Raw genomic sequence first — 14,333 nt, forward strand, 5'->3', positions numbered from 1 at the left:
AGAGCGCCAACACGGTCGACACGACGCGCTGGCGGCAGGAGATTACGCGCGGCTCCGACCGTCGACGGAGAAGCGTCCCGAAAAATCGAGCGAACCGCGGAGAATCGGCGCGGGCCTTACAGCAGGTCCTCGACGTGGTCGGCGACCTCGTTCGGCGTGTCGCCGACGGGGACGCCCGCGTCGTTCAGTGCGTTGATCTTGGACTCGGCGGTACCGGTCCCGCTGCCGGAGACGATGGCGCCCGCGTGGCCCATGCGCTTGCCCGGCGGGGCGGTGCGGCCGGCGATGAAGCCGGCGACCGGGGTGTCCATGTTCTCGGCGATGTACCGGGCGGCCTCCTCCTCGTCTTCGCCGCCGATTTCGCCGCACATGACGACCGCGTGGGTGTCAGGGTCGTTCTCGAACAGTTCGAGCGCGTCGGTGAAGTCCGTCCCGATGATGGGGTCGCCGCCGATGCCGACGGCGGTGCTCTGGCCGAGGCCGCGGTCGGTTAGGTTGTCGACGACCTGGTAGGTGAGGGTGCCCGAGCGGGAGACGAGACCGACGTTCCCCTCCGAGAAGATGTTGCCGGGGAGGATGCCGAGTTTCGACTCGCCGGGAGTGATGATGCCGGGGCAGTTCGGCCCGATGAGGCGGGTGTCGACCTCCGAGAGGCGCTTGTGCACCTTGCTCATGTCCTGGGTCGGGATGCCCTCGGTGATGGCGACGACGAGGTCGAGCGGCGCGTCCAGCGCCTCGAAGCAGGCGTCGCCGGCGAACGCGGGCGGGACGAAGACGACGGAGGCGTCGGCGTCCTCCTCGCGGGCTGCCCTGTCGACGGTGTCGTAGACGGGCACGCCGTGGACTTCCTGGCCGCCCTTGCCCGGCACCGCGCCGGCCACGACGTTGGTGCCGTACTCGATCATCTGCTCGGCGTGGAACTTGCCCTCCCCGCCGGTGATACCCTGCACGATTACGCGGGTGTCGTCGTCGACGAGCACGCTCATGCTTCCACCTCCTCAGCGTTCTCGACCGTGCGCTGGACGGCGTCCTCCAGCGTCTCCTCGACCTGCACGAGGTCGGTGTTCAGTATCTCGCGACCCTCCTCCGCGTTGGTGCCCGCGAGGCGGACGACCACGGGCTTGGGAATCTCGTCCATTGATTCGAGTGCTTCGTTGATGCCGCGGGCGACCTCGTCGCCGCGCGTGATGCCGCCGAAGATGTTGAACACGACGGCGTCGACGTTCTCGTCGGCGAAGACCATGTCCAGCGCGTTCGTCACGCGCTCGGCCTTCGCGCCCCCGCCGATGTCGAGGAAGTTGGCTGGGTCGCCGCCGTAGTGGTCGACGAGGTCCAGCGTCGTCATCACCAGGCCGGCGCCGTTACCGATGATGCCGACGTTGCCGTCGAGGCGGACGTAGTCGAAGCCGTACTCGTTGGCCTTGGCTTCGAGGTCGTCCTCGGCGGCCTCCTCCTCCATCTCGGCGATGTCGGGATGGCGGAACAGCGCGTCGTCGTCGACGTTGAGGACGGCGTCCGCGGCGACGACCTCGTCGTCGTCCGTGACCATCAGCGGGTTGATCTCGGCGTCGCTGGCGTCCTTGCTCTCCCAGAGGTCGTACAGCGTCGTCAGGACGCCGGCGACGTCGTTCGCCACCGCGCGGTCGACGCCGGCGTCGTAGACGGCCTTCCGGGCCTGGTAGGGATGCATCCCGAACGCCGGGTCGACGTGCTCCCGTGCGATGGCGTCGGGGTCCTCCTCGGCGACCTCCTCGATGTTGACGCCCCCCTTCGAGGAGACCATGGCGACGGGTTTCCCCTCGCCGCGGTCCATCGTCACGCCGACGTACAGTTCGTCGGTGAAGTCGACGGCCGCCTCGACCAGCACGCGGTCGACGTGGTAGCCCTTGAGGTCCATCCCGAGGATGGACTCGGCGGCGTCCTCGGCCTCCTCGCGGTCCTCCGCGAGCTTGATACCGCCGGCCTTGCCACGTCCGCCGACGTGTACCTGCGCCTTCACGGCGACGGGATAGCCGATGTCCTCCGCCGCACTGACGACCTCGTCGACGCTCTCTGCGAGCGTCGCGTCGGGCGTCGGAATCCCCGCGTCGGAGAACACCTCCTTCGCCTGGTACTCGTGTAGCTTCATGCACTGGGAAGGGGGTTCGCACGCCGCTTAAATCCCGTCGGTTCAGTTCGGACGCGGACGCGACGGTCGGCCGCGGTCCGGCGAACGCTTATCCCTCTCGGTCTCCTCCACCTAGGGAACCGATGGGCCTCTTCGAAAAGCTCGGGCGACAGGTCGAGCAGTTCAAACAGACCGCGAAGAAGACAGCCGAGGAGAACGCGAGCTACCGGTGTCAGGCGTGTCACGAGCGGTTCGACGCCGATTACGACCGGTGTCCGGAGTGCGGGGCGGAGCAGGTGACGCCGACGGAGACGGCGGAGTGAACGCCGACGCCGTCCCCGAACTCGTCAGCCAGACGCCTCGTCCCTGGAGATCCACTCCACCGCCGGCGTCGCGGTGACGCCGTGGACGAGCACCGAGATCAGGACGACACAGCCGACCAGCGCCCAGAGGCGGTCGATGCCCGAGAACGATGCCTCGTTCATCGCGTAGGCGAGATAAAAGAACGATCCGAGTCCGCGGACGCCGAGGAAAGACATTACGGTCCGCTCGCGGATGTCGCGGTCGAACCCGAGGAGACCGACGAGACCGGACACCGGGCGCACGAGGAAGACGATCGCAAGCGCGACGACGACGTCCATCGGCGTGAGCGGGTCGAGAAGTCCCGTAACGAGTGCGCCGCCGAAAAAGATCATGAAGAACGCCATCATGACGTGTTCGCTCTTCTCGGCGAGATCGTGCAGCGTCTTGTTGTACTCGTGTCTTCCCTCGTAGTGGCGGAGCACCAGCGCGCCGACGAAAACGGCGAGGAATCCGTAACCGTTTATCAGTTCGGTCACCCCGTAAATGAAGAGCGTCGCCCCCAGTGCCTCGAGTCCGCGAACCGACTCGGCGATGCGCCCGCGGACGGTGACGCGGAAGACGAGGCGTCCGAGCACCCATCCGAGGACGAGACCTGCAACCAGGCCGACGGTGAGTTTGTAGAACACGTACTCACCGACCCACTTGTCGATCCAGTTGGAGGGGTGGACGCCGTACTTGCTCATCACGATCGCGAGGTACGTGAACGGGAACGCGAGGCTGTCGTTGAGGCCGGCCTCCGAGGTGAGCGCGAACCGGACTTCCTGTCGCATCCCGGCCTCCTCTTCCAGCGGTTCCTCCTCCGCGCCTTCCAGTGGGTCCTCGACCTGCACCTCCGAGGCGAGCACCGGATCCGTGGGGGCGATGACGGCCCCTAGGAGCATGGCGGTCGGAATCGCGAACGCAGCCACCCCCCAGCCCAAAAGCGCCGCAGCGGCGATCGAGAGCGGCATCGTGAGTCCCAGCAGCCGCCACGTTGAACTCCACTCGCGGACGCTGGGGCTGCGGTCGAGTTTCAGTCCCGCACTCATGAGCGCGAGAATGACGCCCAACTCCGTTACTTTCTCTACCAGCACGCCGTTGCTCAGCGGGTCCGGAATCTGGAGGATCTGCGCGCCGCCGAACACCAGCGCGCCGAATCCGACGTAGAAGATGGGAAGCGAGAGCGGTTGATTCGCAACGAGGCGAGGGACCACGACGATACCCAGTACTGCGAACCCGACCACCGCGAGAAAGAGCAGATACGGGTCGGGACTGAGTACTATCGGCTCAAATGCCATCACATCGACGCATGGCACTCGCGTAAATAGGTGTAGTGTTTGCGCAGACAAGCGCAGCGGTCGACGGTCTCGATGCACCGGTTTCTCCGAGGACGAGGAAAGCGAGTCGATCCCGTCGGCACCGCCCGAGCGTGAGTACCCCTACGGAGCGAACCGGTCGTCGCGGCCCGCGATTGCCCGGGGGACGCAAGTCTTATGTACAACTTAGTCCGTCAATGTACGATAATGGAGTCAACCAGCGACCTCGCACCCGCCGTGCGGTCCATCCTCCGGGCCGCCGAGACGCGGGCGACGCCGGACGAACGCGTGACGGTACGCCCGCGTTCGCTCTCGGACGCGCTCGCCGCGGCGACGACGGACGGTCGGGTGCCCGTCATCGCAGAGGTGAAACCGACGAGTCCGACGACGGACGGCGAGCGAGCGGACGACCCCGTCGAACTCGCGGAGGCGATGGTCGACGGCGGCGCGGCCGCACTGTCGGTGCTGACCGAACCCGAGCACTTCGGCGGGTCGACCGATGCCCTCCGCCGGGTGCGCGAGGCGGTCGACGTTCCCGTGCTCCGGAAGGACTTCCTGCTCCGCGAGGCGCAACTCGACGCCGTGGAAGCGGACCTCGTGCTGCTCGTCGCGCGGTTCGTCGACGACCTGCCCGCGCTCCTCCGGGCGGCCCGCGAGCGGGGCTTTCAGGCACTCGTGGAGGTCCACACGCGCGAAGAACTACGTGAAGCGGTCGACGCCGGTGCCGAGATAATCGGCGTGAACAACCGCGACCTCGCGAAACTCGACGTGGACCTCGCCACGTTCGAGTCGGTCGCGCCGCACGCCCCCGAGGACGTGACGCTGGTGGCGGAGAGCGGCGTTGGGTCGCCGGCCGACGTCCGCCGAATGTGCGACGCCGGTGCCGACGCCCTGCTGGTCGGGAGCGCCATCATGGACGGGGACGTGACCGCCAACACCAGGAGGCTGGTGGACGCATGAGCGAGGACGGCGAGGCGCGAAGCGCCTCCGAACGAGCGAGCGGAGAGCGGAGGACCGACGAGCGCGCGACCGGGGACGGCGCGGGCAAGTTCGGCGACTACGGCGGCCAGTACGTTCCGGAGGTGCTGATGCCGGCGGTCGAGGAGCTGACCGACGCCTACGAGCGCTACGTGCTGGAGAACGAGGACGGCTTCATGGACGAGTTCCGCCGTCACCTCCGGGAGTTCGGCGGGCGGCCGACGCCGCTCTCGCACGCCGCGAACCTCTCCGAGCGCTACGGGTTCGACGTGTACCTCAAGCGCGAGGACCTGCTGCACGGCGGCGCGCACAAGCTGAACAACGCCCTGGGGCAGGTGCTGCTCGCGAAGTACATGGGCAAAGAGCGCATCGTCGCCGAGACCGGCGCCGGCCAGCACGGCACCGCGACCGCGATGGCCTGCGCCTACCTCGACGTGCCCTGCGAGATATACATGGGCCGCACCGACGTGAACCGCCAGCGCCCGAACGTGTTCCGCATGCGCATCCACGACGCGGAGGTCACCCCCGTCGACGTGGGGTCGGGGACGCTGAAGGAGGCCATCAACGAGACGATGCGTGACTGGGCGACGAACGTCGAGGACACCCACTACGTCATCGGGAGCGTCGTCGGCCCCCACCCGTTCCCGGCGATGGTGCGGGAGTTCCAGTCGGTCGTCGGCGAGGAGGCCCGCGAGCAGAGCCTCGACCGCCTCGGTCGCCTCCCGGAGGCCGTCGTCGCCTGCGCCGGCGGCGGGTCGAACACGATGGGCGCGTTCGCCGAGTTTCTCGAAGACGAGGACGTCGACCTGCTGGCCGTCGAGGCGGGCGGGTCCGGCCTCGGTGTGGACGCCGAGGAGGGCTACGCGCCCAACTCCGCCTCCCTCTCGACCGGGACGGAGGGCGTCCTCCACGGGGCGCGCACGAAGCTCCTCCAGACCGAGGAGGGCCAGATAGTCGAGTCCCACTCCGTCAGCGCGGGGCTGGACTACGCCGGCGTCGGCCCCGAACTCGCCCACCTCGTCGACACCGGGCGCGTGACGCCCGTGAACGTCGACGACGACGCAGCGCTCGAGGCGTTCCACCGGCTCTCCCGCGAGGAGGGCATCATCCCGGCGCTGGAATCGAGCCACGCCGTCGCCTATCTGGAGGAGTACGACGGCGACGGTCCGGTCGTGGTGAACGTCTCCGGGCGCGGCGACAAGGACCTCGACACCGTCATCGAGGAGTCGGACGCCCGCGACGTCGAGAACTCGCCGACGATGGAGGTGTTCGAGGAGTGAGCCGGAGCAATCTCGCGGACGCGTTCGACGGCGACCCCGCCCTCGTCTCGTACGTCGTGGCGGGCGACCCGAGCGCCGAGGCGACGAAGGCCTACGTCGAGGCGCTCGTCGAGGGTGGCTCCGACGTCGTCGAACTCGGCCTGCCGTTCAGCGAACCGGTCGCGGAAGGCCCGACCATCCAGCGAGCCATCAAGCGCTCGCTCGACGCCGGGATGACGCCGGACGCCTACCTCGACCTCGTCGCCGACCTCGACGTGGACGCGCCGATCGTCTGCATGACGTACTACAACCTCATCCACCGGTACGGGGCCGACGAGGCGGGAAGCACCTCGGGCCCAGGGCCGGAGGCGTTCGTCGCGGCCGCCGCCGAGGCCGGCGTCTCGGGATTCGTCGTCCCCGACCTGCCGGTCGACGAGTCGGGCCCGATGTACGAGGCCTGCCGCGAGCACGGCGTCGACCTCGTCTTCATCGCCGCGCCGACGACGACCGAGGAGCGCCTCGAACGGATGCTCGACCGCACTTCGGGGTTCGTCTACGTGCAGGGTCGGGTCGGCACGACCGGCGCGCGCGAGGACGTGAGCGCCGACACGCACGGCAGCCTCGACCGCCTCGCGGACGCGGACGTGCCGAAGGCGGTCGGATTCGGCATCTCGACGGGCGACCACGCCCGCGAGATCGTCGCTGGCGGCGCGGACGGCGTCATCGTCGGAAGCGCGTACGTCGAGCGCATCGCCGAGGGCGTCGACAACGAACTGTCCACCGACGAGGTGGCCGAGCGCCTGGAAGCGAAGGCGGCGGAACTCAAGTCCGGGGCGCGCGACGGAGCGGACGCCCCGAGAGAAGTACCGGAATCGGAACGCACTTCATAACTGATTGCTACACTCTCACATACTATGAACGTCGGAACTGCGGCACGACTCGACCGCATCGGACGCGACGGGCGATACGTCGTCGTACCGATGGACCACGGTATCACACTCGGAGCAGTACGCGGGCTGAAAGACATCGAGGGGACCATCGACGCCGTGACGCGCGGCGGCGCGGACGCCGTCCTCACGCAGAAGGGCATCGCACCCCGCGTCCACGACAACAAGAACGACGCCGGCTACGTCGTCCACCTGAACGCCTCGACGACCATCGGCCCGGACACCAACGACAAGCGCGCGACCGGCACCGTCGAGGAGGCCATTCGCGCCGGTGCCGACGCCGTCTCGTTCCACATCAACGTCGGTAGCGACCACGAACCCGACCAGATAACGGAACTCGCGGAGGTCAGCGAGGCGGCGAACCGCCTCGGGGTTCCCGTCCTCGCCATGTCGTACGCCCGCGGCCCGGGCGTCGACGAACACGACGCCGAGAGCCTCGGCCACGCGGTTCGCCTCGCCGAGGAACTCGGCGCGGACCTGGTGAAGACCGCCTACAGCCAGGACAGCGAGAGCTTCGAGCACGTCGTCGAATCGACGCGCCTCCCCGTCCTCATCGCCGGCGGCGAACCGGAAGGCGACCGCGCGACCCTCGACGCGGTCCGGGGTGCGATGGACGCGGGCGCGGCGGGCGTCTCCATCGGTCGCTCGGTCTTCCAGCACGACGACCCCGAAGCCATCGCCCAGGCGGTCGCGAGCGTCGTTCACGACGACCGGTCCGCCGCGGACGCGCTTCGCGAAGCGGGGCTGGCCGTCGAGGCGTAGCGGGAGTCTGGGGCGCGGCAACAACACGTACGGCGCTCGGCTACGTCGGGGGAGACGTGACCGACGACGTACGACGCGGCGTCATCGGAGCAGGGGTCCTGGGGTTCGGATTCAGCGCACTCATCGACGTCGTCGTCCTCCACCTGATACTGCGGCTCCACCACCTCGTCTCGAACCGGTATCCCGTCTCGACGGTACCGGGTCTGCGGACGAACGTGCTCGCGGACGGCCTCTTCTCGCTGGGAGCCATCCTCGTGATGGGCGTCGGTGCCGGCCTGCTCTGGCGGGCCGAGCGTCGCGCCGACCGACCGCTGCCGGTCCGGTCGCTGGCCGGCGCGGCGATAATCGGCATCGGCGGCTTCGACCTCTTCGACGTGGTCGTCAATCACGCGCTGCTCGGCGTCCACCACGCCACGCACGGGTCGGGCTACTACGACCCCCACTGGTTCGTCGTCAGCGTCCTGATCGTCGTCGCCGGCGTCCTGGTGTACCGCGGCGGCGACCGCGCGGGGGGGTCCGGGGCGTGACCGGGGCTCCGCCCGTCGTCGCCCTGCACGGGGTCGCGCCCCTCCCCGACGTTCCGCACTGGGCCGCGCTGTTCGCCGCCGTCTTCTGCTGCTGGACCGTCGTCGCCGTCGGCGTGTGGTGTGCGGACGCGCTGCTCGACCGTCTCGGGTGGTGACGCCGTCGCCGGCGTGGCCAGTGAGGGCCTTCCCGCCCGCTGACGAAGGGTCGGCGACGAGAACGGGTTCCGCGACGCTCAGTCGAGTTGTTCACGCGCGCCCGGATACGCGACGAGGAGTCCGCCGATCAGCGTGACGTAGATGCCGCTTCCAGCGAAGTTCGTGTCCGCGAGCAGAGTTAGAGGATGCTGGGAAGGTCCGCGAGCGACGAGAGCCGATGCGTCGGTTCGTGGTCGAGCGTCCGTTCGACCGGTGGTGAGGGCGGAACCCACGCCGAGTCGCTACCCAGGGCGTTCGCGCCGGCCACGTCGGCGGCCAGCGAGTCGCCGACGTGGAGCGTCTCCGCCGGTTCGACCCCGAGGGCGTCGAGCGCGCGCTCGAACGGCGCGGGGTCGGGTTTCGCGTGGATTCCCGCTGCGGGGTCGCAGAACACCGTCGCGTCGAAGGCGTCGGTGAGGCCCAGCGCCTCTAGCTTCTCGGTCTGGGTCTGCTCGCTCCCGTTGGTGACCAGGGCGACGTGTCGGTCGTCGACGGCGGACAGCGCCGCCTCCGCGCCCGGCCGGAACGAGACCGCCGAGTGGTCGAGCAAGTCGTCGTACGTCGTGGCCAGCGTCGGTGCGTGGTCCGCGTTCGCGCCCGCCCGTCGGGCGGCCTCGGCGAAGCAGAACTCGAAGAACTCGCGGTCGGACTCGACGGTCGGCGCGTCGTCGACGATGGCGTCGACGTCCGACGGGGTACAGTACTGCTCGACGCCCGCTCGCTCGAAGGTCTCCGTGAGCAACTCGTCGTGCGACTGGTCGTGTTCGCAGAGGGTGTGGTCGAGGTCGAACGTGACTGCGGCGGGGCCTGCCATGCCCGTTCCTATCGAACAGGTGACCAAAAACGTTCTGCGACGGTCTACCTCGCCCGCCGCGTCCGGCGAGCGCGGTGCCGGCGTCGCGTCACGACCCGTGGCCACCGTCGGCGGCGGAGCGAGCGGGCACGCCGCCGGGCAACCGCTTCCCGGTGCTGACGAGGAGGTCGGTGGCGTACCGCGCGACGTCTATCTTGTCGTCGAGCATCTGCTCGCGCCGGCGCTGGTACGTCTCGAAGTCGGCCTCGCGGACGAGCGCCTTCGCCCTCGCGACGGCCTCCTCGTCGTCCGGCGTGGAGTGTAGCAGGCCGTACTCCTCCAGTTCGACGAAGTTCGTCATGTCGCCGTCGCCCGCGAACGACTGCGCGCGGACCGCTGGGGTGCCGAGCACCGCCGCCTCCGTCGCCATCGTCGCGGAGTCGCCGACGTAGCAGTCCGCGTAGTACAGCAGGTCGTGGACGAGGTCCGGCGTCACCGGCAGGCGATACTCCGCGAACTCCTGCGGGAGGGCCGACTCGCTGGAGACGTACACCTCGCCGTGGTCGTCGAGGAAGGAGACCAGGTCGCGCTTGGCGGCGGGAGAGAACCCCGCCTCGCCCACGTCGTGGAGCGCACACCACTTCCGGAACCGGACGAAGAAGAAGCGCTCGTCGGGCTCGACCCCGTGCTCGCGCAGTCGCTCTGGGTCGGGGTCGAACCGCTCCGGGTGGAGGTAGGCGAGTTCGTGGTAGCCGTCGTAGCGGACGTGCTTGTCCCCGTAGTCCTCGCGGAACCGCCGCGGCGTGCAGACGAGGTGCGCGAACGGCGTCGTGATGCGGTGGGACTGTGCGCCCTCGTTGTCTATCCAGACGACGCTGCGAGCCCCGACCAGCGGCGCGACGTGCGCGACGGCGACGCCCCCGATGGCGGTCATCACGTCGGGGTCGATGCGCCGCGCCTCGCGGAACAGCCGGTACTCGTAGGTCAACTGGACCGTCGCCAGTTCCGCCAGCGAGTCGGCTTTCCCGGCGAGGACGGTGTGGTCGATACCGTATCGGTCCAGCAGGTCGAGCGCGACGTCCTTGTCGCGGGCGAACACGTGGACGTCGTGGCCGCGCCGCTTCAGTTCGGCGACGATGGGTCGGTAGAAGTGGACGTGGGCCGGATGCTGGATGGTGACGACGGCTCTCATTCGAGGACGCTCTCGTACACGTCGCGCAGTCGTTCGCCCATGCGTTCGAGGCTCACGTCGCGGGCGGCGGGACGCCCGTTCGACCGCCGCGGGTCCACGAGCACGTCGACCAGGCCGGCGACGAGTTCCTCGTCGGAGTCGCAGACGTGCGACGGTTCGACGCCCGCCAGGCGTTCGCGTACGTCGCCCACGTCGGTGGTGACGACCGGTAGATTGCAGGCCATCGCCTCCTTCACCGAGTTCGGCGACCCCTCGCTCTTCGAGGGCAACAGGAGGACGTCGGCCGCGTTGTAGTAGGTCGACATCTCGTCGTGGGTGACGCCTGACACGGTCTGGAGTTCGACGGGGGCGTCGACGCGCCGGCTGGCCGCCTCCACGACGCGCTCGGCCCGCGGGAAGTCCTTGACCGTCCGCGACGGCGGGTACGGGAAGAGGACGTGGCGGGTCGACCGGTCCCAGCCCACCCTGTCGCGGGCCTGGGACTTCGACCCTGGACGGAACCGCTGGCAGTCGACGCCGTGGGGGATGACGTGGCAGGGAACGTCGAGTTCGGTCGCCATCTCCTCGGACATGACGACCACGGCGTCACAGCGGTGCGCACAGCGACGGCTCAGCCATCCGTACTCCCCGAACAGGTCGGACCCCCAGAGCGTGAGCACGACCGGCAGGTTCGGCTGGGCGAGCGCCATCGGTGCGGTCAGCCCGTAGTTCGCGTGTAGCAGGTCGTAGTCGTCGAACGCCGCCCGGAACACGGTCGGGAAGAATCGCAGGTAGTCGGTGGGCGAGCGTCGAGTGACGGACTCGTCCACGGCGTGGGTGTGCGTTCCCGGTGGTGCCAGCGTCTCGCTGCGGACGCCGTGGCCCCGGAGCACTCGCAACTGCTCCTTGTAGAAGCGAGCCTCGGTGTTCGTCACGAGGTTGAGCACCCGCAGAGAGTCGACCTTCGGACGGGTGTTCGACCCGGTAACTCCTCTCGACACGTTGGCCGTAGAATAGCCCGAGACGGCCTTTGTTATCCACCGCCTTCCGGCGGCCAGGACCGGCTTATTCGACGCGTTGACGCGGCTTAAGTGGGGAGTTCGGCGCCGCGCGCCGGAAAACGACGGAAGCGACCGTGCGACGGACGAGTATTTTTATCGCAGTTCGACGAAGCCCGGAACGTTATGCCCGGTCCCCCCGGAAGAGATCCGCGGAGCGCCCAGAGCAACGAACGCCAGTCGTTCGCCGGGCACGGGACCCGTACGACCGTCGAAAAAGACGGGGGCGGGCTCTTCATCGACGACACCGTCTACGCGTTCGCCGACGTCTCCGTCCCGAGCATTCCGGTGCTCTGGACGGTGATGGTCACATCACCGGTCGAGTACGGTGGGGTGAAAGGTGCCGCGTTCGTCGGCTGGATGACGATGGTACTCGATGCCGCCCTGATTCGCGGAGGGTGGGTCAGCCCTCTCTTCACTGAGATTCCCGGCTGGGTCTCGTTGACGCCGACGCTGGTCGCGTTGCGCGTCCTGTACTTCAACATCGCGCTGGCCGTCGCCGCCTACGGGAGAGGACTCCTCGACGCCGCGCTCCGGTTACCGCTCGTGCTCGTCGGCTGGTCGTTGCTGGTCAGCGCCGTTGCGGTCGGGCTGTTTCCGTCGCTCGCCGGCACAGTGGCACGACGCCGGGCGGCGTAGCCTCCTCTCCTGGCCGACGCGGTGTTCGCCGCGGACTACCGGCGCGACACCGACGCCACGCAGTCGACCGTCTCCTCGCTGCGCGTGGGGACGGCGTGCTCGGCCACGTCGACGATTATCTCGGTCAGGTTCACCTTGTCGGCGACGTAGGCGTCGCGTTTCTCGCGCCAGCGCGCCTTCGCAGTGTCGTCCTCGACGAGTTCGACGGAGCGTTCGAGCACGTCGGAGAACGCCTGGCGGTTGTATATCAGCCCCTGGCGTTCGAGTTCGAGGAAGTTGCCCATGTCGGAGTCGCCGACGAACGAGTTCGACCGGATGGCGGGCGTCCCCAGCAGCGCGGCCTCGGTCACCATAGTCTGCGTGTCGGCGACGAGCAGGCTGGCCTCCGCCAGCGCGTCGTGGAGGCGGGCCGGATGGAGGTCGAAGGCGCGCGCCCGCTCCGGGACGGTTCCGTCCGCCTCGTCGGAGACGAAGACGGTCGCGCGCTCGGCGAGTTCGGTGACGAGCCGGCGGCGCTTGTCCCGCGAGAACCCCGACTGCCCGACGTCGTGGTGGGAGCCGAACGCGTTGAACCGCAGGACGACGTAGCGCTCGTCCGGCCCGACCCCCAGCTCCTCGCGGATGCTCGGGTCGGGGTCGTACACCGCCGGGTGGAGGTACGCGAGCTCTTTGAACCCCTGGAACTCGTAGTGGTTCGTCCCGAGGTCCTTCCCGAACGTGTGCGGTGTGAGGAAGGTGTCGACGAACGGCCGGGCGGCCAGATGGTCGAGCGTCGTCGGTTCGGAGTCGGCGACGACGACCACGGGCGTCTGCGAAATCGCCCCGGCGTGGGCGGCGTACGACCCGACGCCGAAGACGAGGTCGGGGCGGTACTGCAGCGTCCGCCGGAAGATGGCGAGATAGTGCTGTGGAAGCTCCCGGAGCAGCGAGTACTTCGTCGTGTCGCAGGCTCCGTACAGTTCGTGGGGCAGGTCGTAGTAGTCGAGCAGGGCGGCGGTACAGCCGTAGTCGCGCCCGAGGACGAGCACGTCGTGGCCCCGGTCGCGGAGTCGCTCAACCGCGTGCCGATAGAGGTGGACGTGTGCTGGGGTGTTCGTGAAGAACAGGTATCTCATCCCTGGACGAACTCGTAGGCGCGCTTCGCGGCGGCCATGGTCGTGCCGGACGACTCCACCAGGTAGTAGGGAACGAGGTCCGCACCGAACTTCGCCTTGTACCGACAGAGCCGTTCGGTGTTGGCCCCCATCAGGTCGTACTCGGTCACGGAGTCGACCGGCGGGTCGTCGAGTATCTCCTCCACGATGCGCCAGTGGACGAGGCTGTTGACGCTCGTCCCCTCGTAGACTGCGCGCGCGCCGCCCTGCCAGAAGTACGCCGCGTCGTTCGAGTAGAGGGCGGTGATGCCGCTGAGATACTCGCCGTCCCCGTCCCGGGCGACGTACGTCCGGGCGCGGTCGTCGAGGCCGCGCCAGAGGTCGCGGACGTACGGCCAGGGAAGCCCCAGATGCTCGTCCTGCTCGTCGTAGCGCGCGACGGTGTGTTCGTACACCGCCTGCGCGCCGTCGATCCCCTCGCGTTCGACGGTCACGTCGAGGTCGCGGGCGTCTCGTATCTCGCGGCGGAGACTCTTGCTGAACGACTTCAGGACGGCGTCCGCGGTCGTCTCCGCCAGGTCGAGCCGGTAGGTGAAGTACGGTTCGACCCGGAGGTCGTCCCAGAGGTACGGTCGAGGGTCCCCGTACGCCGTGCCACAGAGCATCCGGAACAGGGTGAGGCCGTCGTCGACGCGCTCGCCGACCCGCGTCGCGAGGCCGTCGTCGACGCCGGCGCTCGCGAGGCGTTCGTCGAGCGCGAGGTCGGCTCCGACGCGGTCGAGCACCCGTTCGGTGAACTCGCGGTTGACTTTCTCACGCTTGCGTCGCTTGGGGCTCGTCGGCATGAGGATGGGGCCGAGGCGGGGTATCGCCAGTCCGGGCGGCGGCGAGAGCACGGCGGTCCCGAGCGACCGCTCCCGAACGACGAGCGGGAGCAGGCCGACGGGCTGTTGGCCCTTGAAACCGCCGAACAGTCGCAGGTCACCGGCAGCGTGGCTGTCGATGGCCGACAGCGCCGCCGGCAGGTGGAACGGTTCGAATCCGTCCGCCGGAAGCGCGTCGGCCCATTCGTCGAGGTCCAGACGTTCGACTCTCATTCGTCGTCTCGTTTCCAGATAGCCCCGGTTTCGACTTTGTTATCCCCC

At 68.7% G+C, this 14,333-nt stretch carries 16 protein-coding genes; 8 read left to right on the forward strand and 8 right to left on the reverse strand.

What is annotated here, in order from left to right; all coding sequences use genetic code 11:
• Positions 1-116: 116 nt before the first annotated feature.
• Both sucD and sucC read right to left on the reverse strand, forming a co-directional pair.
• Positions 117-986 (reverse strand): succinate--CoA ligase subunit alpha, encoded by an 870-nt coding sequence (gene sucD, locus ACRYA2_RS02000; RefSeq protein WP_433623706.1) that lies wholly within the window; start codon positions 984-986, stop codon positions 117-119.
• A complete protein-coding gene (sucC, locus tag ACRYA2_RS02005) occupies positions 983-2,128 on the reverse strand; it encodes an ADP-forming succinate--CoA ligase subunit beta (protein WP_433623708.1) in 1,146 nt (381 codons plus the stop codon). Before sucC ends, sucD begins: the two co-directional genes overlap by 4 nt.
• A 122-nt stretch (positions 2,129-2,250) precedes the next feature.
• Between sucC and ACRYA2_RS02010 the strand changes: the two genes are divergently transcribed.
• Positions 2,251-2,430, forward strand: coding sequence for a hypothetical protein (locus ACRYA2_RS02010; protein ID WP_433623710.1), 180 nt, complete (start codon positions 2,251-2,253; stop codon positions 2,428-2,430).
• A 24-nt stretch (positions 2,431-2,454) separates the two neighbouring features.
• On the opposite strand, the gene ACRYA2_RS02015 is transcribed toward ACRYA2_RS02010, so the two are convergent.
• Positions 2,455-3,747 carry a cation:proton antiporter gene (locus ACRYA2_RS02015; RefSeq protein WP_433623712.1) on the reverse strand — a complete coding sequence of 431 codons (1,293 nt, stop codon included), beginning with the start codon at positions 3,745-3,747 and terminating at the stop codon, positions 2,455-2,457.
• Positions 3,748-3,972: 225 nt separating this feature from the next.
• Here ACRYA2_RS02015 and trpC point away from each other — a divergent pair, with 225 nt between their 5' ends.
• Genes trpC through ACRYA2_RS02045 form a run of 6 tightly spaced genes read left to right on the forward strand, consistent with a single transcriptional unit; the run spans position 3,973 to position 8,393 of the window.
• On the forward strand, positions 3,973-4,725 hold the full coding sequence (gene trpC / locus ACRYA2_RS02020) for an indole-3-glycerol phosphate synthase (protein WP_433623714.1): 753 nt from the start codon (positions 3,973-3,975) through the stop codon (positions 4,723-4,725).
• Entirely contained in the window at positions 4,722-6,023 is a 1,302-nt protein-coding gene (gene trpB, locus ACRYA2_RS02025) for a tryptophan synthase subunit beta (protein WP_433623716.1), read from the forward strand. The genes trpC and trpB overlap by 4 nt, the downstream gene beginning before the upstream one ends.
• Entirely contained in the window at positions 6,020-6,892 is an 873-nt protein-coding gene (trpA, locus tag ACRYA2_RS02030) for a tryptophan synthase subunit alpha (protein WP_433623718.1), read from the forward strand. Before trpB ends, trpA begins: the two co-directional genes overlap by 4 nt.
• 24 nt (positions 6,893-6,916) lie before the next feature.
• Positions 6,917-7,711, forward strand: a complete 795-nt coding sequence (locus ACRYA2_RS02035) for a 2-amino-3,7-dideoxy-D-threo-hept-6-ulosonate synthase (RefSeq protein WP_433623720.1) — start codon at positions 6,917-6,919, stop codon at positions 7,709-7,711.
• Positions 7,712-7,767: 56 nt separating this feature from the next.
• On the forward strand, positions 7,768-8,238 hold the full coding sequence (locus ACRYA2_RS02040; protein WP_433623722.1) for a DUF2243 domain-containing protein: 471 nt from the start codon (positions 7,768-7,770) through the stop codon (positions 8,236-8,238).
• On the forward strand, positions 8,235-8,393 hold the full coding sequence (locus ACRYA2_RS02045) for a hypothetical protein (protein ID WP_433623724.1): 159 nt from the start codon (positions 8,235-8,237) through the stop codon (positions 8,391-8,393). Before ACRYA2_RS02040 ends, ACRYA2_RS02045 begins: the two co-directional genes overlap by 4 nt.
• Before the next feature lie 179 nt (positions 8,394-8,572).
• On the opposite strand, the gene ACRYA2_RS02050 is transcribed toward ACRYA2_RS02045, so the two are convergent.
• The 3 genes from ACRYA2_RS02050 to ACRYA2_RS02060 form a co-directional block, all read right to left on the reverse strand.
• Entirely contained in the window at positions 8,573-9,247 is a 675-nt protein-coding gene (locus ACRYA2_RS02050) for an HAD family hydrolase (protein WP_433623726.1), read from the reverse strand.
• A gap of 88 nt (positions 9,248-9,335) precedes the next feature.
• A complete protein-coding gene (locus ACRYA2_RS02055) occupies positions 9,336-10,418 on the reverse strand; it encodes a DUF354 domain-containing protein (protein WP_433623728.1) in 1,083 nt (360 codons plus the stop codon).
• Positions 10,415-11,350, reverse strand: a complete 936-nt coding sequence (locus tag ACRYA2_RS02060; protein WP_433624718.1) for a glycosyltransferase family 4 protein — start codon at positions 11,348-11,350, stop codon at positions 10,415-10,417. Before ACRYA2_RS02060 ends, ACRYA2_RS02055 begins: the two co-directional genes overlap by 4 nt.
• Positions 11,351-11,581: 231 nt before the next feature.
• Between ACRYA2_RS02060 and ACRYA2_RS02065 the strand changes: the two genes are divergently transcribed.
• The gene (locus ACRYA2_RS02065) at positions 11,582-12,094 is read left to right on the forward strand and encodes a DUF8215 family protein (RefSeq protein ID WP_433623730.1); all 513 of its coding nucleotides are present in this window, start codon (positions 11,582-11,584) and stop codon (positions 12,092-12,094) included.
• A gap of 35 nt (positions 12,095-12,129) precedes the next feature.
• Here the strand turns inward: ACRYA2_RS02065 and ACRYA2_RS02070 are convergent, their stop codons facing one another.
• Both ACRYA2_RS02070 and ACRYA2_RS02075 read right to left on the reverse strand, forming a co-directional pair.
• Entirely contained in the window at positions 12,130-13,209 is a 1,080-nt protein-coding gene (locus ACRYA2_RS02070; RefSeq protein WP_433623732.1) for a DUF354 domain-containing protein, read from the reverse strand.
• Positions 13,206-14,285, reverse strand: a complete 1,080-nt coding sequence (locus tag ACRYA2_RS02075) for a GNAT family N-acetyltransferase (protein ID WP_433623734.1) — start codon at positions 14,283-14,285, stop codon at positions 13,206-13,208. The genes ACRYA2_RS02070 and ACRYA2_RS02075 overlap by 4 nt, the downstream gene beginning before the upstream one ends.
• Between the last annotated feature and the right edge of the window lie 48 nt (positions 14,286-14,333).

It is taken from the genome of Halomicrococcus pelagicus (assembly GCF_050954125.1).

Coding starts and splice junctions, on each gene's coding strand:
- ACRYA2_RS02075 (WP_433623734.1), bottom strand. CDS start 14,285: ATGAGAGTCGAACGTCTGGACCTCGACGAATGGGCCGACGCGCTTCCG.
- sucC (WP_433623708.1), bottom strand. CDS start 2,128: ATGAAGCTACACGAGTACCAGGCGAAGGAGGTGTTCTCCGACGCGGGG.
- ACRYA2_RS02015 (WP_433623712.1), bottom strand. CDS start 3,747: ATGGCATTTGAGCCGATAGTACTCAGTCCCGACCCGTATCTGCTCTTT.
- ACRYA2_RS02070 (WP_433623732.1), bottom strand. CDS start 13,209: ATGAGATACCTGTTCTTCACGAACACCCCAGCACACGTCCACCTCTAT.
- ACRYA2_RS02050 (WP_433623726.1), bottom strand. CDS start 9,247: ATGGCAGGCCCCGCCGCAGTCACGTTCGACCTCGACCACACCCTCTGC.
- trpB (WP_433623716.1), top strand. CDS start 4,722: ATGAGCGAGGACGGCGAGGCGCGAAGCGCCTCCGAACGAGCGAGCGGA.
- ACRYA2_RS02055 (WP_433623728.1), bottom strand. CDS start 10,418: ATGAGAGCCGTCGTCACCATCCAGCATCCGGCCCACGTCCACTTCTAC.
- trpC (WP_433623714.1), top strand. CDS start 3,973: ATGGAGTCAACCAGCGACCTCGCACCCGCCGTGCGGTCCATCCTCCGG.
- ACRYA2_RS02065 (WP_433623730.1), top strand. CDS start 11,582: ATGCCCGGTCCCCCCGGAAGAGATCCGCGGAGCGCCCAGAGCAACGAA.
- ACRYA2_RS02010 (WP_433623710.1), top strand. CDS start 2,251: ATGGGCCTCTTCGAAAAGCTCGGGCGACAGGTCGAGCAGTTCAAACAG.
- sucD (WP_433623706.1), bottom strand. CDS start 986: ATGAGCGTGCTCGTCGACGACGACACCCGCGTAATCGTGCAGGGTATC.
- ACRYA2_RS02035 (WP_433623720.1), top strand. CDS start 6,917: ATGAACGTCGGAACTGCGGCACGACTCGACCGCATCGGACGCGACGGG.